This window comes from Mycobacterium hippophais (assembly GCF_027529605.1).
GTDB classification, from domain to species: Bacteria; Actinomycetota; Actinomycetes; order Mycobacteriales; family Mycobacteriaceae; genus Mycobacterium; species Mycobacterium arseniciresistens.
This window is the reverse complement of sequence record NZ_JAPZPY010000001.1, coordinates 249,614-267,306: the sequence shown is the minus strand read 5'-3', so window position 1 is coordinate 267,306 and position 17,693 is coordinate 249,614. Positions and strand designations below refer to the sequence as shown.

Annotated in this window: 19 protein-coding genes; 7 read left to right on the top strand and 12 right to left on the bottom strand. The window is 69.8% G+C overall.

Annotated elements, in window-relative coordinates:
- Nucleotides 1–17 precede the first annotated feature (17 nt).
- Nucleotides 18–842: a class I SAM-dependent methyltransferase gene (locus O6P37_RS01270; protein ID WP_269892365.1), complete on the bottom strand. Its 825-nt coding sequence runs from the start codon at nt 840–842 to the stop codon at nt 18–20.
- Nucleotides 843–873: 31 nt separating this feature from the next.
- Between O6P37_RS01270 and O6P37_RS01265 the strand changes: the two genes are divergently transcribed.
- The 3 genes from O6P37_RS01265 to O6P37_RS01255 are packed head-to-tail and all read left to right on the top strand — an operon-like array spanning nt 874 to nt 2,181.
- Nucleotides 874–1,317: a PPOX class F420-dependent oxidoreductase gene (locus O6P37_RS01265; protein ID WP_264011289.1), complete on the top strand. Its 444-nt coding sequence runs from the start codon at nt 874–876 to the stop codon at nt 1,315–1,317.
- Nucleotides 1,318–1,357: 40 nt separating this feature from the next.
- Nucleotides 1,358–1,567, top strand: coding sequence for a DUF5302 domain-containing protein (locus O6P37_RS01260; protein ID WP_264011288.1), 210 nt, complete (start codon nt 1,358–1,360; stop codon nt 1,565–1,567).
- Between the two features lie 5 nt (nt 1,568–1,572).
- Nucleotides 1,573–2,181, top strand: a complete 609-nt coding sequence (locus tag O6P37_RS01255; RefSeq protein ID WP_269892364.1) for a LysE family translocator — start codon at nt 1,573–1,575, stop codon at nt 2,179–2,181.
- Nucleotides 2,182–2,221: 40 nt separating this feature from the next.
- On the opposite strand, the gene O6P37_RS01250 is transcribed toward O6P37_RS01255, so the two are convergent.
- The 3 genes from O6P37_RS01250 to O6P37_RS01240 are packed head-to-tail and all read right to left on the bottom strand — an operon-like array spanning nt 2,222 to nt 5,312.
- Nucleotides 2,222–3,592 (bottom strand): acyltransferase family protein, encoded by a 1,371-nt coding sequence (locus O6P37_RS01250; RefSeq protein WP_269892363.1) that lies wholly within the window; start codon nt 3,590–3,592, stop codon nt 2,222–2,224.
- Nucleotides 3,593–3,630: 38 nt separating this feature from the next.
- Nucleotides 3,631–4,740, bottom strand: a complete 1,110-nt coding sequence (locus tag O6P37_RS01245) for a DUF1214 domain-containing protein (protein WP_269892362.1) — start codon at nt 4,738–4,740, stop codon at nt 3,631–3,633.
- Nucleotides 4,737–5,312, bottom strand: coding sequence for a TetR/AcrR family transcriptional regulator (locus O6P37_RS01240; protein WP_269892361.1), 576 nt, complete (start codon nt 5,310–5,312; stop codon nt 4,737–4,739). The genes O6P37_RS01245 and O6P37_RS01240 overlap by 4 nt, the downstream gene beginning before the upstream one ends.
- Nucleotides 5,313–5,424: 112 nt before the next feature.
- On the opposite strand from O6P37_RS01240, the gene O6P37_RS01235 reads away from it, so the two are divergent.
- Nucleotides 5,425–6,588 carry a sulfotransferase family protein gene (locus O6P37_RS01235; RefSeq protein WP_408633108.1) on the top strand — a complete coding sequence of 388 codons (1,164 nt, stop codon included), beginning with the start codon at nt 5,425–5,427 and terminating at the stop codon, nt 6,586–6,588.
- Nucleotides 6,589–6,591: 3 nt separating this feature from the next.
- Here O6P37_RS01235 and O6P37_RS01230 read toward each other — a convergent pair whose 3' ends face one another.
- The gene (locus O6P37_RS01230) at nt 6,592–7,098 is read right to left on the bottom strand and encodes a TetR/AcrR family transcriptional regulator (protein ID WP_269892359.1); all 507 of its coding nucleotides are present in this window, start codon (nt 7,096–7,098) and stop codon (nt 6,592–6,594) included.
- 241 nt (nt 7,099–7,339) lie between these two features.
- Here O6P37_RS01230 and O6P37_RS01225 point away from each other — a divergent pair, with 241 nt between their 5' ends.
- Both O6P37_RS01225 and O6P37_RS01220 read left to right on the top strand, forming a co-directional pair.
- On the top strand, nt 7,340–8,896 hold the full coding sequence (locus tag O6P37_RS01225; protein ID WP_269892358.1) for an LVIVD repeat-containing protein: 1,557 nt from the start codon (nt 7,340–7,342) through the stop codon (nt 8,894–8,896).
- Nucleotides 8,893–9,513, top strand: coding sequence for a DUF305 domain-containing protein (locus O6P37_RS01220; RefSeq protein WP_269892357.1), 621 nt, complete (start codon nt 8,893–8,895; stop codon nt 9,511–9,513). The genes O6P37_RS01225 and O6P37_RS01220 overlap by 4 nt, the downstream gene beginning before the upstream one ends.
- Nucleotides 9,514–9,520: 7 nt before the next feature.
- On the opposite strand, the gene O6P37_RS01215 is transcribed toward O6P37_RS01220, so the two are convergent.
- The 7 genes from O6P37_RS01215 to O6P37_RS01185 form a co-directional block, all read right to left on the bottom strand.
- Nucleotides 9,521–10,756, bottom strand: a complete 1,236-nt coding sequence (locus O6P37_RS01215) for an MFS transporter (RefSeq protein ID WP_269892356.1) — start codon at nt 10,754–10,756, stop codon at nt 9,521–9,523.
- A 57-nt stretch (nt 10,757–10,813) separates the two neighbouring features.
- Nucleotides 10,814–12,439 carry a solute symporter family protein gene (locus O6P37_RS01210; RefSeq protein WP_269892355.1) on the bottom strand — a complete coding sequence of 542 codons (1,626 nt, stop codon included), beginning with the start codon at nt 12,437–12,439 and terminating at the stop codon, nt 10,814–10,816.
- Nucleotides 12,436–12,774 (bottom strand): DUF485 domain-containing protein, encoded by a 339-nt coding sequence (locus tag O6P37_RS01205; RefSeq protein ID WP_269893137.1) that lies wholly within the window; start codon nt 12,772–12,774, stop codon nt 12,436–12,438. The genes O6P37_RS01210 and O6P37_RS01205 overlap by 4 nt, the downstream gene beginning before the upstream one ends.
- 157 nt (nt 12,775–12,931) lie before the next feature.
- Nucleotides 12,932–14,668, bottom strand: a complete 1,737-nt coding sequence (locus O6P37_RS01200; protein ID WP_269892354.1) for a sodium/solute symporter — start codon at nt 14,666–14,668, stop codon at nt 12,932–12,934.
- Nucleotides 14,665–15,048, bottom strand: a complete 384-nt coding sequence (locus tag O6P37_RS01195) for a hypothetical protein (RefSeq protein WP_269893136.1) — start codon at nt 15,046–15,048, stop codon at nt 14,665–14,667. Before O6P37_RS01195 ends, O6P37_RS01200 begins: the two co-directional genes overlap by 4 nt.
- Nucleotides 15,041–15,826: a LytR/AlgR family response regulator transcription factor gene (locus O6P37_RS01190; RefSeq protein WP_269892353.1), complete on the bottom strand. Its 786-nt coding sequence runs from the start codon at nt 15,824–15,826 to the stop codon at nt 15,041–15,043. Before O6P37_RS01190 ends, O6P37_RS01195 begins: the two co-directional genes overlap by 8 nt.
- 7 nt (nt 15,827–15,833) lie before the next feature.
- Nucleotides 15,834–17,036: a sensor histidine kinase gene (locus O6P37_RS01185; RefSeq protein ID WP_269892352.1), complete on the bottom strand. Its 1,203-nt coding sequence runs from the start codon at nt 17,034–17,036 to the stop codon at nt 15,834–15,836.
- 38 nt (nt 17,037–17,074) lie between these two features.
- On the opposite strand from O6P37_RS01185, the gene O6P37_RS01180 reads away from it, so the two are divergent.
- Entirely contained in the window at nt 17,075–17,653 is a 579-nt protein-coding gene (locus tag O6P37_RS01180) for an HhH-GPD-type base excision DNA repair protein (protein ID WP_269892351.1), read from the top strand.
- The last annotated feature ends 40 nt before the right edge of the window (nt 17,654–17,693 follow it).

The window sequence follows — 17,693 nt, the reverse complement described above, 5'->3', positions numbered from 1 at the left end:
CAGCGTGACGTAGCGGTTCACCCGCCGAACGCCAGCAAGGTGATGCTGGGCCGGTTGCGCCGGTGGAACACCAGCCGGTCCAGGGGCGGCCAGAACAGCACGTTGAACAGCCCGCGACCGCGCGGCATGGCGATGTCGCGGGCCGCGCGCACGCCGGGAATGCGTCCGGGCAGGGCGACGCCTTCGTCGGCGGTCAGCGCGAACGGCATCGGGGGTGTGACGTAGCGGTCCGACAGCCGCAGGCCCTTGAGCGTGCGCCTGCTGAGCCAGTGCGGGATCGAGTCGAACATCATCTGTCCGCCCGGGAAGCGCGCCGCGCAGTCGCGCAGGAGGTCGAGCACGTCGTCGGGTTCGAGGTACATCAGCAGGCCCTCGGCGGTGATGAACACTCCCCGCGACGCGTCGACCCGGTCCATCCAGCTGCGGTCGAGCGCCGACTGGGCCAGCTCGACGATCCGGTCGTCGCGCGGCAGCAGCTGTTCACGCAGCGCCATCACCGGGGGCAGATCCACCGAATACCAACTCACCTCGTCGGCGACGCCGAGGCGGTCCAGGCGCCAGAAGCTGGTCTGCAGCCCTTCGGCGAGCGCCACCACCGATGCGCCGGGGTGGGCGCGCAGATAGCCCGCGGTCGCGTCGTCGAACGCGCGGGCCCGCAGCCCGTGCGACTGGTTGGGCTTGCCGAATCTGCGGTAGTCGTAGTCGATGGCGTCCAACAGCGTCACCGCCCACGGATCGCGGATCACGCCGTCGGACCTCTTGGACTCCGAGCCGCGGTTGTGCAACGTCCACAGGGTGGTGGCCGAAACGCCTTCCAATGTGTTGCCGTCGATCGCCGTCATCACATCGATGGTAAAGACGTAGGCTCGCTCCATGGTCCGTCAGGTGTTCGACGACAAGCTGTTGGCGCTGATCGCGAACAACTCGCTGGGCGTGCTGGCCACCATCAAGCGCGACGGCCGGCCACAGCTGTCGAACGTGAGCTACCACTTCGACCCGCGCGCGCTCGTCGTGTCCGTCTCGATCACCGAACCGCGGGCCAAGACCCGCAATCTGCGCCGCGACGCCCGAGCCTCGCTGCACGTCAGCTCCGACGACGGGTGGTCGTATGCGGTGGCCGAGGGCACCGCGGCGCTGACCGCACCGGCGGCCGACCCCCGCGACGACACCGTCGAGGCACTGATTGCCTTGTACCGCAACATCGCCGGGGAACATCCCGACTGGGACGACTACCGGCGGGCGATGGTCGACGACCGGCGGGTGCTGCTGACACTGCCGATCTCGCATGTCTACGGCATGCCGCCGGGACGCCGGTAAACCTCGCGACGTCGGCGGGCGGGCACGCTACGCTGCGCTCATGGCTGACGAACCGGTAACCGAGAGCAACGGCGAAGCGACCGGAGCCGCCGCACCGGACGACGACACCAGGCAGAAATTCCGCGAAGCGCTCGAACGCAAGAAGGCGAACGCGGGCGGCGGGGCAGCGCACAAGGACGGCGGCCGCAAGCAGCCAAGGGCGCACGGCCCGCAGGAGAGCCGTCGGGAGTTCCGCCGCAAGAGCGGTTAGCAGCGGTGAGCCCGGAATTCCTGCTGACGACGCTGATCGTGGTGGCCACGCCCGGCGCGGGGGTGTTGTACACACTCGCCGCCGGGGTCACCCGGGGGCCGCGGGCCGGCCTGATCGCGGCGGCGGCCTGCACGCTGGGCATCGTCCCGCACGTGATCGCCGCGGTGACGGGACTGGCGGCGATCATGCACGCCAGCGCCGTCGCCTTCTCGGTCATCAAGTGGCTGGGAGTGCTCTACCTGCTGTATCTGGCATGGAAGACGTTCCGGGACACCTCGATGTTCGAGGTGGACGCCGCTGCCGGTCCCATGTCGGTGCGGCGGGTGGTCGTGACCGGTGTGCTGGTGAACACGCTGAACCCGAAGCTCACGATCTTCTTCCTCGCATTCCTGCCGCAGTTCGTCGGCCCCGGCGACGGGGCGGTGCGGTCGATGGTGTGGCTGTCCCTGGTCTTCATGGCCGTCACGCTGGTGGTGTTCAGCGCGTACGGGGTGTTCGCGGCCGCGGTGCGCCGCAAGGTGTTCAGGCGGCCGGCTTTCGTGGCGTGGCTGCGGCGCAGCTTCGCCGCCACCTATGTCGTGCTCGCCGGCCGCCTGGCCGTGCAGACCCGCTGACCTACTCGTCGAGCCTGCGGTCAGTGCGACGATCCGGCGGTCAGATCGCTGTGGCCGCACGTTCGGTGACACGCGGCGCGCTGATCGCCTCGTCACCGGCGAGCCCACGGGCGCCCACCAGCGCGACCAGCATCACCGCGACGCACCACAGGCCCTGATCCTTGAGCCCCCAGCCGACCGAGGCCAGGGTGGCGGCGCCGGCCACACAGAGCAGCGCGCCGACCGCGGCGCTGCGCGGCCCCGGCCGCGACACGAGGCCGCCGTCCCACAGCGGCAGCGGATCGTTCTCCAGCGGGCGCAGCGTCACGAAGGCCAGGCCGATCAGCCCCGCCATGATCGCCAGCTGGACCACCGACAGCAGGACGAAACCGTCTGCGGCCGGGTCGAACCGGGGCAGGCCGAGGTGATCGAACACCAGATGCATGGCCAGCAGCGCCGGCATGTGCCACAGGTAGAGCGTCATCGCCCCGGAGTTGCCGATCGCGGCCAGCCACCACACCCGGGGCCGCTGCGCCCACCGGTTGATGGCGGGTGCGGCGGCGATCGCGAACGCGCACATCATGATCGCGTGACCCGCCAGCAACAGCGAGGGCGGTGTCATGTTCTTCAGCTGCTGGGTCTCGATACCGACCAGGCTCAGCTCGTAGGGTCCCCACCACAGCAGCGCCAGGTTCACCCCGAGCATCGCCACGCCGACACCCAGTGCGGTGCGGCCGTCGAGCAGGCGTCGCCGATAGGCCACCCCGAGTATGCCGGGGATGAGCCAGGCCGCCATGTTCAGGTAGGACACCAGCTTCGGCATCTCCAGGTTGATGCGCAGCACGTCGATCGCCGCGACGAACGCGTAGGCGCCGATCACCGCCGCCGCCAGCCTGGCCGTGGTGGTGATGTGGGTGAGCAGCGGGACGGCGGCGAGCACGAGCACGTAGGCGCCGAGGAACCAGAGCAGTTGGATGCTGATCCCGGCGATCGGCTCGTAGACGTGTTCGGGCAGCACCACGCGCAGCGTCACCAGGGCGACGCCCCAGAACGCCAGGTAGTAGAACACCGGGCGGTACAGCCGGGTGCAGCGGCGCAGCAGCCAGTTTCCCCAGGACGTCCCGGCTTTCCAGGAGTCCACGCACGCCGCCACGCCCGCGAAGAAGAACAGCGGCATGATCTGGAACACCCACGTCAGCGCCTGGAACACCGGCGAGGTGGTGAGCAGGTTGTTCCAGATGAAGACGTCGTCGCGGATGGTGCTGGTGGCCATCACGGTGTGGCCGAGCACCACGCCGACGAGGGCGGTGATGCGGATGACGTCGATGGCCCGGTCGCGGGTGGCGGGGGTGCCGGCGGCGACCTCGGCCGGGGTGGGGAATCCGGCGGGCAGGAGCGACGCGACCCGGGACTCAGACATGCGTTCTGGCATGGGAAAACGGTATGCCGCGACCGGCTAGGTAGTGCTACTCAAATTTCGGTCGGGGCGTCCGCCGCCTTGACCAACCGCACCTGCGGCCGGGCGGGCACCTCGTCGGCCAGGAACCACCGGAATGCCAGGTTGCCGCGCGGATAGCCGAGCGTGGTGATGGAGTTCGGGTGCGCTGTGCTGCCGGGTGAGACGACGATCGTCACCGAGCCGTCGGCGCCCCGCACCGCGGTGTGACCGTTGATCGAGCTGCGGGCGTCGGCCACTCCGGGGGTGGCCATGAACTGGTTCCACACCACGAGGTTCCAGAACCGGCACGGCGGCGGGCGGTGGGTGATCACGAGGGCCTCGTCGTCCTCGAGCACGAAACTGCCGTATGCATAACAGGCGTCGCGTGCCGACCAGCCGAAGTTGGCGTCGGGAACCTGGTACGGGTCAGCGAATTCGTTTGCCACCGACGCGATCTCGTGACCGTGCGAGAGGGCGTCGTCGGTGCGCACCCCGACGGCCAGCGGCAGGATGGCGAACATCGTCCGCAACCAGGCCGCCGAGGCGCGCAGCGCCGATGCGGTCTCGGCGTCGCCGTGCCGGAACGGCGGTGGCTCGTCGAGCGCCTCGATCTCCCAGCGCACCGGTCGGCCGGTGCGCGGATCGGCCTGGTAGTCGCGGGTCATCAGTACCGCGGCGTCGGGCGCCGGGCCGAAGTCGAAGGTGAAGTCGCCGTCGGGGGTGAACTCGAGGTCGTCGTCGCGCACGATCGCCACGATGCGGTCCGACCATGCGCCCGGCGCGGGTTCGTTGTACGCGGTCACCGAGAAGTAGACGCTGTCGCCGCGGTTGCCGCTGATGCGGTAGCGGCGCTGCGGGTCGACGGGGCACATGAAGTAGTAGGCGTCGGTGTTGTCGCCGCCCCACCGGCGGTCGGGGCGCGACGGTGAGTTCACCTCGAGCCAGCGCGGCCGGGCGGGGTCGGCGAAGAGGTAGGTGTCGAAGGCCACCCCGAGGGTCGTCGCGAGCATCCGGTAGCCGTCGGCGATGTGGCGGTCGTCGGTGACCGCACGGTCGCCCTCGAGGAAGGTGCGGTCGAGGCTGCCGAGCGTGTCGATCAGTTCGCGCCATGCGGCGGTGGACTCGTGGGTGGCTCCGGTCATGCGCTGATGCCTTTCGTGATGAGGGTGGCGGTGCGTTCGACCCAGGCGGCGTCCAGCAGGGCGCCCCGGCTCAGCAAGGCCAGCAGGGTGATGCCGGCGATCGCTTCGGTGAGGTCGCCGGCGGTCACGTCGGGCCGGGCCTCGCCGCGGGCGGCGGCGTCGGCCAGCCGTTCGGACAGCCCCCGGCCTAGGATGTCGCCGAAGCGCTCGAGCAGCGCGGTGTGCAGGGTGGGGTCGGCGGCCATCTCGCCGATGAGGCCGGGCAGCGCCGCCTGTGCGGCCGGGGTGGTGAGCACCGCGGCCGTGCGGCGCACCATCTCCCGGACGTCGTCCGGCAGCGACCCGGTGGCGGGCAGTTCCACCGCGGCGTCGAGCGGGAAGGCCGCTTCGTGCACCAGGTGCGCCTTGCTCGGCCAACGTCGGTAGATGGCCGGCTTGCTGGTGCCCGCCCGGCGTGCGATCGCGTCGACCGACAGCGCCGCATAGCCGGTTCGGCCGAGCAGGTCGACGGTCGCCTCGAGAACGGCGGTGTCGATACGGGGATTCCGGGGGCGACCCAGGTCTGTCGTCATTACGTAACTCAGAGTAACATAACTCGCTGTGACCGACACCACAGGCGCAGTCGTCCAGCTCGACGACCTCGCCCACCCCCGGTTCAGCGCCGACGCGCAGCAGATCCGCGACATGATGGCCATGATGGCGGCGGCCTGCCCGCTGGACGCGGCCGCACTGCACGCGAAGGCCAGTGCCGAGACCGGGCTGCACGACTTCGGCGCCGACGACTACCGGGACCGTCTCGATGTCTATCTCGCTGCGCTGCAGGAGATCTCCGGGTTGCACGGTCCCGGTGTGGTCAACTTCCATGTCATGCTCGTGCAGCTGCTGAAGAACCGGCTGCTGCTCACCGACCTGCTGACCCGCCATCCCGAGATCCATGACATCGAACTGCTGCCGCCGGTGGTGATCGCCGGCCTACCGCGAACCGGCACCACCCATCTGCACAATCTGCTGGCAGCGCCGACCACGTTCCGCACGATGCCGTACTGGGAGAGTGTCGAGCCGTTCCCGATGCCGGGCGAGCAGGGCGTCGAACCTGATCCCCGCCGGCTGCGCATGGACGCCGCCGTGACCGTGATGGACGTCGTGATGCCGCACTTCCGGCTGATGCACGAGATGACCACCGACCACGTGCACGAGGAGATCCAGCTGCTGGCCAACGACTTCTCGACGATGCTGTTCGAGACGATGGCCGACGTGCCGCGCTGGCGCGACCACTATCAGCGTCACGATCAGGGGCCGCACTACCGTTATCTCGCAACGCAGTTGAAGGCGATGCAGTTCCTGCGCGGCGGCAGGCGCTGGCTGCTCAAATCACCGCAGCATCTCGAGCAGCTACCGGTGCTGGACCGGATCTTCCCCGGCGCGGTGGTGGTGTGCACGCACCGCGATCCGGTGCCGGTAGCGCTGTCGATGATCGCGATGATCACCTATTCGGCACGGATGCACCGCGACCCGGTCCCGGTGCATGACACGGCGGCGATGTGGGTCGAGCGGCTCGAACAGATGCTCGCCGCACTGATCCGGGACCGCGACCTGCTCGGACGGGACCGCTCGATCGACGTCCGGTTCGACGACTTCGTGGCCGACGAGATGCGCGTCGCCGATGCGGTGTACGCGCTGGCCGGAGAACCGCTGACCGACGAGGCGCGCGCGGCGATGGCCGGCTACCTCGACGGGCACCAGCGGGGGCGGCTCGGCAGGATCTCGACGTCGTGGCGGGACTTCGGCATCGACGAGGGAGAGTTGCGAGAGCGGTTCGCGCCGTACGTCAGTCGGTTCCTGTCCTGATCGTCACGCCAGGTCGCTGCTCCGCAGGATCTGGCGGATCAGCCGGTCGAGATGGGTGGCGTCGGAGACGACGGAATAGCCGTTGACGAAGCTGGTCATCACACCGCTGATGAACGTCAGGACGGTGACGGCCCGCTCCTCGATCACGCTGTCCGGCATGTCGGGATCGTCGTACCACTGCGCGATCACATCGCGAGCCAGGGCATAGAAGCGCACGCCGTAGTTGCGGGACGTCTCAGCGAGTTCGGGGTCCTGGCGGGCACTGAGGACGATCTCGAATCGTGCCCGCGTCCGCGTCAGATACGGCTCGGTGCCCGACAACATCACCAACTGGGCCAGCCCGAGGGTGCCCGAGTAGCCGCCGGCCTCGTCATGACCCAACTCCGCCATCAGCGACAGGTCGGCGACATCCAGCTCGGTGATGCGGTTGCCGATGGCGTGCAGTAGAGCCTTGCGGGTGCGGAAGTAGAACGACGTGGTGCCCGCCGGGACGCCGGCATGCCGGTCCACGCGCGGATGACTCAGACCGCGCGAGCCGTCGGTGCCCAGGAGGGCGATACCCGCGTCGGCGAGGTCCCGCCGGCGCTGCGGTGCGTCGTACTTCCTGCGTGCTGCGATGTTTCGAGTCTATTGCAGGGCGGTCCCAGCCTGACCTGCGAGTCACTGCGGCGGACAGCAATTGTCGCTCGCGACAGATATCCATTCTTCGCATTATGTTCTCTAATAAGTTAGAGAATGTTACGTTCCGGTCATGGGCAGATGTGTTCCGGCGGGGGAGGGCCGCCGGATCGGCGGGCGGGCGCGCGAGCGGGTCCTCGTGGTCATGACGGTGCTGCTGATGCTCATCGGGGCCGGCGGGACGAACGCCTGGGCGACGCTTCCTCCGGGCTTCGACGAGTCGAAGGACATCTGGCCGACGGCGGTGCCCGCGGCCACGTGCCGGCCCGGAGACCGCACCGAGAACGGCCTGCAGGGCGAGGTTCCGCTCGCCGATCGCGACTCCCGCCGCAGCACCGAGGGTTACCACTGCAACATCGATCTGCTCGGCCAGTTCCAGGGGCCGGGCGCCGGTTGGATCAGCGCGTCGTACAAGAACTGCGTCTACATCGGGTCGACGTTCCCCCGCACCCAGGGCGTGCAGGTGCTCGACGTCTCGGATCCGGCCAATCCGCGACCCACTGCGATGCTCAGCGAGCCGGCGATGGTGAACGGCACCTGGGAGTCTTTGAAGATCAACGAAGCTCGTGGCCTACTGGCCGGCACCGGGGTGCCGTTCGTGATGGGGCTGGGCTACATCTCGATCTACGACATCGCCACCGACTGCGCCCATCCGCGCCTGCTGAACCTCGGGCGCGGTTCGCTGCCCGGCGTGCGGATTCCGATGCTGACCCACGAAGGCGGATTCTCGCCCGACGGGAACACCTACTGGGCCTCGGGGCAGATGTGGGCCAGCGCGGTCGACATCGCCGATCCCGCGAACCCGGCCGTGGTCTGGAGTGCGCCCGCCGGATTCGCCAGCCACGGCATGGAATTCAGTCCCGACGGCGACACCATGTACATGTCCACCGCCCAGGGCCTCAACATCCTGGACACCTCGGCGGTCCAGGACCGGGTGGCGCCCGGCACGACCATGCACCAGCTGTTGCCGCTGCGCGGTTACAAGCACTGGCGTGACGGCTTGATCAGCCAGCACAGCATCTACGTGACCTATGCCGGGACACCGCACCTGTTCAACGTCGACGAGTTCGGCTCCGGCGGTGTCAAGGTCTTCGACGCCGCCAACCCCGCCGACCTCCGGCTGAAGAACACCGTCAAGCTCGAGATCAACCTGCCGCAGAACCTCGACACGTGGGCCGCGACCGCATCCAGCAGCGGCGCCTTCGGCTACGAGTCGCACTACTGCGCGGTGGACCGACGGGAGAATCCGCAGGCGCTGGCCTGCGGGTGGACGCAGTCCGGCATCCGGGTGTTCGACGTCCGCGATCCCGAGAACATCTCAGAGATCGCCTATTTCAACCCGCCGGCGCAGACCGGCAAGAACGACCGGCTGCCCAACTCGCAGCACGTCCGGTTCGGCGGCATCATCGTTCCGCCGGCCAGCAGTGCGATCGCCATCGCCCAGGCCATCCTCAACGGGCAGATCAACGGCAACGACATCATCCGGGACGGCCGCATCATCAGGCTCGACCTGTCGGCCGACTGGTGCATGTCGCCGCCGGAGTTCCGCGGCAACATGCTCCTCGTCACCTGCTCGGACAACGGCTTCATGGCGTTGCGGCTCGACCCCGCCGTATATCTGCCGCGATGACGCGGACGGTCGTGGTGCGGATCGTGGCGCTGCTCGCCGCGGCGGTGCTCGGCGGTGCGATCGTGCTCGCGTACCGCCAGCCACCGCCGCGCCCGGTGCTGATGACGGCCGTCGACATCGGTTTCGCCCAGGACATGTCGGCCCACCACCAACAGGCGGTCACCATGTCCGACATGCTCGTCGGTGACGCCGAGCCCGACGTGCGCGCACTCGCCGAGCAGATCCGCTTCACCCAGCTCACCGAGATCGGCCAGATGACCGGTTGGCTTCAGCTCGTCGACGCACCGCCTGCCGCGACTACCCCGATGGCGTGGATGGGCCACGACGGGCACCACCATCCCGGTGACGCTCCGATGGCCATGCCGGGGATGGCCTCACCCGCCGAGCTCACCCGGCTGCAGCGCAGCACCGGCCGCGACAACGAGGTGCTGTTCCTGCAACTGATGGTGCGCCACCATCAAGGCGGCATCGACATGGCGTCATACGTCGTGCGGCAGACCGGCACCGACCCGGTACGGCGGGCCGCCGCGGTGATGATCAACGAGCAGGCGCAAGACATCCAGGTGATGACGACCCTGCTCGCGCATCGGGACGGCGCGCCGCTGTCCTATCCGTGACGACTCGTCAGCCGGCGCCCGTGCTCGCCCTCATCCGTCGCTCCTGGGCGAGGATCGCGAGCAGGCAGACCGCGGCCAGCGCGGCCACCGCGATCGCGAAACTCATTCCCGCGGTGCGCAGGCCGAGGTGCTGGGCGGCCAGGCCCTCGCCCACGACCGGCACCGAGATCGCGACATAGGCGACCACGAAGTAGGTGGAGCTGACTTCGGCGCGCCGGTCGGGCGGGGTGCGTTCGGCGACGGCGGCGAGCCCGCGGCTGAAGCTGATGCCCTGACCGACGCCGGACACCACCGCGGCGGCGAGCAGACCCGCCAGCGACGAGAACGCCAGCGCCACAGCGAGGATGACCATGCCGGCGAACAGGATCACACAGCCGAGGGCCACGGCCCGCTGCGGTGCGGTCCGGCGGGCCACCACCTGGGCCACCGCCGACGCCGCGAAGATCGAGCACGCGATCGCACCCGCCACCGCGTGGTTGTCGATGCCCACCACGCCGGCCAGGAACGACGGCGCGACCGCGGTGAACAACCCGGTGACGGCGAACCCCGCGAAGGCCGCCAGCGCGGCCACGACGAACACCGCGCGGGTCTCCGAGGGCACGGACAGCCGCTGCACGCCGATCCGTCCGGCCCGGCTCGACGTCTCCGGTACCACGAACACTGCGATCCCGGCGAGTGCGGCCATCGCGATGTGCACGACGAAGGCCAGGTGCAACGGCTGCGGCGCGTACTGCACGAGCAGCCCGGCCAGCAGCGGGCCGAGGCCGAGGCCGCCGATGTTGGCGACGGTCGCCACGGCGGCCGCCCGGTCGCGCCAGCGGGGCGGCGCGGCCTCGATCACCGCCGCGGTCGCGGTGCCGGTGAAGATGCCCGCCGACAGTCCGGACAGCACCCGGCCGACCAGCAGCACCGGCACCGAGTCGGCGACCAGGAACACCGCTGCGCTGACCACGGCGAACACCACTCCCGCCAGCAGCATCGGGCGTCGGCCGATCGCGTCGGACCAGCGGCCGAACGCCAGCAGCGCGAAGAGCACGCCGCCGGCGTAGGTGGCATAGATGACGGTGGTGGTGAGCACCGCGAAGTGCATGCGCTCTGCGTAGAGCGCGTACATCGGCGTGGGCAGCGTGGTGCCGACCATGATCGCGGCGAAGGCGTAGGCCAGCAACGGGAGGGCGAAGCGGCCGGCCCTCGGCGTGGAGTCGGTGGGGGCAGACGGCACCGCCGGCGCGTTGTCAGACATATCTGATGACAGCGACGCCGGCGGCCCCGGTTATTCCGTTCGTGTGCGGCGCGGTGGTCAGTGCGCCACGGCCTTCTCCGCGCCGATGCCGGTGAGCGACCGCACCTCCATCTCGGCGGCGACCTCGCGGTCCTCGTCGTCGGGCGAGGTGAAGGTGCCGACGATGCCGAGTATGAACGCCAGCGGGATCGACACGATGCCGGGGTTGGCGAGCGGGAAGAACGCGAAGTCGACACCGGGGATCATGGCCGTCTTCGATCCGGACACCGCCGGGGAGAACACGATCAGCACGATCGTCGAGATCAGGCCGCCGTACATGCTCCACAGCGCGCCGCGGGTGTTGAAGCGGCGCCAGTACAGCGAGTACACGATGGTCGGCAGGTTGGCCGCCGCCGCGACGGCGAAGGCGAGAGCCACCAGGAACGCCACGTTCTGGCCGTTCGCGAGGATGCCGAGACCGATCGCCAGCACGCCCAGCACCACCGCCGTGATACGCGAGACCCTCACCTGCTCGGCCTCGGTCACCTTGTGCGACTTGAGAACCGACGCGTAGATGTCGTGGGCGAACGACGCCGACGCGGTGATCGTCAACCCGGCCACCACGGCGAGGATGGTCGCGAAGGCGACCGCCGAGATGACGCCGAGCAGGATCACCCCGCCGAGTTCGAAGGCCAGCAGGGGTGCCGCGGAGTTGACCCCGCCCGGGGCGTCGAGGATGCGGTCGGGTCCGACGATGGCCGCCGCGCCGTAGCCCAGCGCCAGGGTGAACAGGTAGAACGCGCCGATGAGCGCGATCGCCCAGACCACCGACCGGCGGGCCTCTTTGGCCGTCGGCACCGTGTAGAACCGCATCAGCACATGCGGCAGGCCCGCGGTGCCGAGCACCAGGGCGAGCGCGAGTGAGATGAAGTTGATCTGGCTCGTCAGCGACCCGCCGTACTGTGCGCCGGGGGCGAGCACGTCGCGGCTGGCGACGCCGTCGGTGGTGGCGCCGGAGATGGCGGCCTGCGCCGAGCCGAGGATCTCGGAGAAGTTCAGGCCGAACTCGACGAACACCATGATCGTCATCAGTCCGGCACCGGTGATCAGCAGCACCGCCTTGATGATCTGCACCCAGGTGGTGCCCTTCATGCCGCCGACGAGGACGTAGACGATCATCAGCAGGCCGACCACGGCGATCACGACGGCCTGCCCGCTCTTGCTCGTGACATTGAGCAGCAGCGCGACGAGCCCGCCCGCACCGGCCATCTGGGCCAGCAGGTAGAACAGCGACACCGTCAGCGTCGTCGTCGCGGCCGCCACCCGGACCGGGCGCTGCTTGAGCCGGAAGCTCAGCACGTCGGCCATCGTGAATTTGCCGGTGTTGCGCAACAGTTCGGCCACCAGCAGCAGCGCCACCAGCCAGGCCACCAGGAAGCCGATCGAGTAGAGGAAGCCGTCGTAGCCGTAGACGGCGATGGCGCCGGCGATGCCGAGGAAGCTGGCGGCCGACAGGTAGTCGCCGGCGATCGCGATGCCGTTTTGCGGCCCCGAGAATCCGCGGCCACCGGTGAAGAACTGGTCGGCGGTCTGGTTGTTGCGGCTGGCCCGGATTACCACGATCAGTGTGATCACCACGAACAGCGCGAAGATGCCGATGTTGGCAGCGGTGTTGCCCACCGTCTCGGCGGCGAGGACGCTCACTTGAGCTCACCTTCCAGTTCGGTGCGGATCTTCGTGGCGCGGGGGTCGAGTTCCCGGTTGGCGAAGCGGACGTAGAGCCCGGTGATCAGGAAGGTGGTGAGGAACTGCCCAAGGCCGACGATCAGCCCGACGTTGATGTTGCCCCACACCTGGATGGCCATGAAGTCGTGCGCGAAGGCGCCGAGCACGACGTAGATGCCGTACCAGATGAGGAAGAACGCGGTCATCGGGAAGACGAAGCGGCGCAGCCTGCTTCGCAACTCCTGGAATTCCGGACTGGCTTGGACCTCGAGATACCGCTGGCCGCTGATGGCGGCCGCGGGATCCGAGGGCATGGTCTCGGGCACGGTGACTCCTGACCTCGTGTGTGTGAACCGGCTCATCGGCGAAGCTAGCTGAGATGTGGGTCACATACCCGTCTTTCCCGCAGGTCACACGGCGAGGACGGCGTCGGCTGCGGTGAGCGGTCGATCGGCCACGACGAACGGCGGGTCAGCCGCGGGGCACCCGTTCGATGCCCATCCCGAGTCGTTCCGGGACGTGCATGCGGGCGAAGATCTGTGCCACGTCGCGCGGTGCGCCGCGGCGGTCGCAGAGGCTGACGGCGATCATCGTCGCGAAGGCCAGCGGCACACTCACGGCAGCGGGATAGCCGGTCACCACCGCGGGCCAGCCGCCCAGTGCCTGTTCGTCGACGGCGCCGGTGATCGCGAGGGTGACCGCCGTCCCGGACACCAGCCCGCCGACCACCAGCCCGCAGGCTGCCCCGAGAGCGGTCAGCCCGCGCCACCAGATGCCGAGCACCAGCAGAGGACACAGCGTGGAGGCGGCCACCGCGAACGCCAGCCCGACGCTGCGTGACAGTTCCAGGCCGGAGGTGATGAGCGACAACGGGATCGGGATCACCCCACCGACCAGTGCGGCGACGCGGAAGTCACGCACCCGGCCGCGCAGCACGTCGGTGGCCAGGGCGCCGGCGATGCTGACCAGCAGCCCCGACGAGGTCGCCAGGAACGCGGCGATCGCCCCGGCCGCGACGAGCGCGGCGAGGAGTTGTCCGCCCGGTCCGCCCACCGCCGCGCCGGGTGCGAGCAGCACAGCGGCGTCGGCGGTTCCGGTGATGAGCAGCTGCGGCACGTACAACCGGGAGAACACCCCGAGCAACGTCGGGAACAGATAGAACAGCGACAGCAGCGCGATCACCGCCAGCGCGGTCCGGCGCGCCGCCCGGCCGTCGGGATTGGTGTAGAAGCGCACCAGGACGTGCGGGAGGCCCATGGTGCCGAGGAACGTCGCGATGATGATCGACACCACCTGGTACAGCGGATGACTCCCGCCGAGACCACCGCCGGAGGCCAGCCACTCCGAGCCCGCGCCGGGGGTGCCCGCGACCACGGGGGTGGGCGTTCCGGCGGCGAGGGTCAGCGTGCTGCCCGCACCCAGGGTGTGCTCGCCGGACGTGCCGATGGCGGCGTCGGTCACCGGCGTCCCGTCGAGAATCCCGGTGACGGCGATCCCGGCCGGCGCGGCGACCTGCACCACCACGTCGGTCTCGATCGCCACGGTGGTGTCCTGCTGCACGGCCGGCGGCAGCGGACCACCGAGTTCGCCGCCGCCGGTGAAGAACAACCCGGTGAGCGCCAGTGCGGGGATGGCGACGGCGGTCAGCTTCAGCCAGTACTGGAACGCCTGAACGAAGGTGATCGACCGCATGCCGCCTGCGACCACGTTGGTCACGACGATCGCACCGACGACCAGCGGCCCGATCCAGACCGGAACGCCGAGAAGCGTTCTCAGCGCCAGCCCGGCGCCCTGGTACTGCGGCACCAGGTAGAACACGCAGATCACCACGACGGTGAGCATCGCTATCTTGCGCAGCCGGGCAGAGCCGAGGCGGAACTCCGCGAAGTCGGGCACCGTGTAGGCGCCCGAGCGGCGCAGCGGGGCCGCCACGAACAGCAGCAGCCCGAGGTAACCGGCGGTGAAGCCGACGGGGTACCACAGCGCGTCGGCGCCGTACTTGGCGATCAGGCCCGCGACACCGAGAAACGATGCCGCCGAAAGGTACTCACCGGAGATCGCCGCGGCGTTCCACTGCGAGCCGACGCTGCGCGACGCGACCAGGAAGTCGGAGGTGGTGCGTGAGAACCGGACTCCGTACGCACCGATCGCGATGGTGGCCAGCGCCGAGACGAGCAGTGCGGCCGCGGTCAGCGGGGAGCCGGTCACGGTTCGCTGTCGACGACGCGCACGAAGTCCCGCTCCGCCTGTTCGGCCAACCGCACGTAGAGGCGGCCGACGCCGTAGAACAGCGGGTAGGCCAGCACCGCGAGGATCAGCCAGTTGGCCCGGACACCGGCCACGTCGATGTCGGCGAGGCCGGGGAAGGCGCTGTTCGCGACCACGATCGCGGTGACGGCGGACATCACCACGGCGGCCAGCCGCAGCGCCAGGCCCAACTGCGCCCGCACCAGGCCGCGCACCAGTGCGTCGCCGACCTGGGTCTGCTCCTGCACCTCGACGCGGGTGCGAACCATGCGTGCGCCGCGGCGGTGGGCCAGCACGACGCGCTCGCGCTGGGGCCGGTCGGGGTGGCCGCCGCTAGTCATCGCCACCGGCCGGCTTGAGGTGCCGCATGGGATCACGCACCACACGGTCGCGCAGTTCCCGGGCCTGGCGCCGGCTCACCGGGAGTTCGACGGCGGGCGACGCGCCGTTGGCGCGCAACCGCACGAGCACCGCACCGTCGGCGGTGCGCAGACCCGTCACCAGTCGCAGCGCCACCAGGTAGGAGCGGTGGATGCGTTGGAAACCGTAGTTGCGCCACTGTGTTTCGAGAGTGCTCAGGGGGATCCGCACCAGGTGCGAGCCGGATGCCGAGTGCAGCCGCGCGTAGTCGCCGTCCGCCTCCACCCACCCGATGCTCTCGCGCGGCACCAGGTGGGTGACGCCACCCACCTCGGCGGGGATGACGTCGGACTCCGGCGCCGCCGCGGCTTCCGCGGACGCGGGTTCGGCGGATCGCGCAGCCACGACGCGGCGCACCGCCTCGTCGAGGCGTTCCTGACGGATCGGCTTGAGCAGGTAGTCGACGGCGCCGACGTCGAACGCCGCGACCGCCTTGTCCTCGTGCGCGGTGACGAACACCACCGCGGGCCGATGTGCGAAGTTGGCCAGCACGCCGGCGAGTTCGATGCCGGACAGCCCCGGCATGTTGATGTCGAGGAAGATCGCGTCGATGGTGCGCTGGTTGAGTTCCCGCAGTGCCGAAGTGGCGTCGGCGGCGCGGTGTACCTCGGCGATACCGGGATGGCGGCCGAGCAGGTAGGCCAGTTCGTCGCGAGCCGGCGCCTCGTCGTCGACGGCGAGCACCGTCAGGCCGGTCATCTGACCTTCACCCGAACGCTCCTCCGCCGGCCCGGACACCGGACCGGAACTTCGGCACCCGCATCATCACCTTGGTGCCCGCACCGATCGCGGTTTCGACCACCAGACCGTAATCGTTGCCGAACGCCGCCCGCAGGCGATGATCCACATTCGTCAGGCCGACGTGCGCCGACTCGGTGGTCGCCGCGTTCAGCGCGTCGCCCGAGCCCGCCCTCAGCGCTGCGGGATCCATTCCGGCGCCGTCGTCTTCGATGGTGATGACGCAGTCCGACCCCTCGTCGCGGGCGATGATCTCGACCGAGCCGCCGGCCTGCCCGGCCAGGCCGTGCCGCACCGCGTTCTCCACCAGCGGCTGCAGGGCCAGGAAAGGCACGACGACGTTGAGCACCTCCGGAGCCACCTGCAGGCGGACGTCCAGCGCGGTGCCGAACCGGGCGCGCTCGAGTGTCAGGTACCGGTCGATGTTGCGGAGCTCGTCGGCCAGCGTGGTGTACGGGCCCGCCGCGCGGAACGAGTAGCGGGTGAAGTCGGCGAACTCGAGGATCAGCTCGCGGGCCCGGTCGGGATCGGTGCGCACGAAAGAGGCGATCGTGTTGAGCGCGTTGTAGATGAAGTGCGGGCTGATCTGGGCGCGCAGCGCGAGCACCTCGGCGCGGTCGAGCCGGGCCCGCGACGCGTCGAGTTCGGCGAGCTCGAGCTGGCTGGCCGCATACCGGGCGACCTCGCCGACGGCGCCGAGCAGGCCTGGGCCCGGAGTGCGGGTGGTCACCACGACCAGGACGCCGAGCACGTCGCCGTCCTCGGCCAGCAGCGGCTGGGCCACCACCGCCGACGTCCGGCCGGCCTCGAGCACCCGGCGCTCGCCGGAGATGGACTGCGCCGCCGTGCGTTCGCAATCGTCGACGACGGCGGCCGTCCACACCGGGTCGTCGGCGGGGTCGCGGGCCAGCAGCTCACCGTCGCGGCCGAACAGTGCCACGCCGTCGGCGCCGGTCAGGCCGCGCAGGAACGGCGCTGACGTCTGGGCGGACTCGGTGTCGAGGCCCTGTCGCAGGGCGCGGGCCGCAAGCGACGCGGTGTGCAGCGCGGCGTGCACTGCGCGTTCGGTCGGGGTGGCAACGACGCGGCGGGTGCGCACCACCGCGACCGCAGCGGCGACCGCCGCCAGCAGCAGGACCGCCGCCAGCACCAACGCGAGCTCGCCAGACATGTCACCTCACCAGCCTCTGGTCACCTTAGACTGGCGCCGTGCCGAAACTGCAGCTTGTCCAGGATCCGGCGGCCGACGCTCTGCTGGAGGACAACCCGTTCGCCTTGCTGGTCGGGATGCTGCTCGATCAGCAGATCCCGATGGAGGTCGCCTTCGCCGGGCCGAAGAAGCTCGCCGACCGGCTCGGCGGTCTGGACGCCCACCAGGTCGCCGAGTACGACCAGGAGGCGTTCGCCGCACTGTGCGCCGAACGCCCTGCGGTGCATCGGTTCCCGGGGTCGATGGCCAAGCGGATCCAGGCGTTGGCGCAGGTGATCGTCGACCAGTACGAGGGGAACACCGCCGCGCTGTGGACCGACGGCGATCCCGACGGCGCCGAGGTGGCGCGCCGGCTCAAGGGGCTGCCCGGGTTCGGCGACCAGAAGGCGCGCATCTTCCTCGCGCTGCTGGGCAAGCAGTACGGCGTGACGCCGAAGGGCTGGCGCGAGGCGGCGGGTGACTACGGGAAGGCGGGCTCGCACATGTCGGTCGCGGACGTCACCGACGCCGGGTCGCTGGAGCGGGTGCGTTCGTACAAGAAGCAGGCGAAGGCGGCGGCCAAGGCCGCGAAGGCCTGACTTTCTCCGCGAGACTGCGCACAGGGTCGTCGAGCGCGGC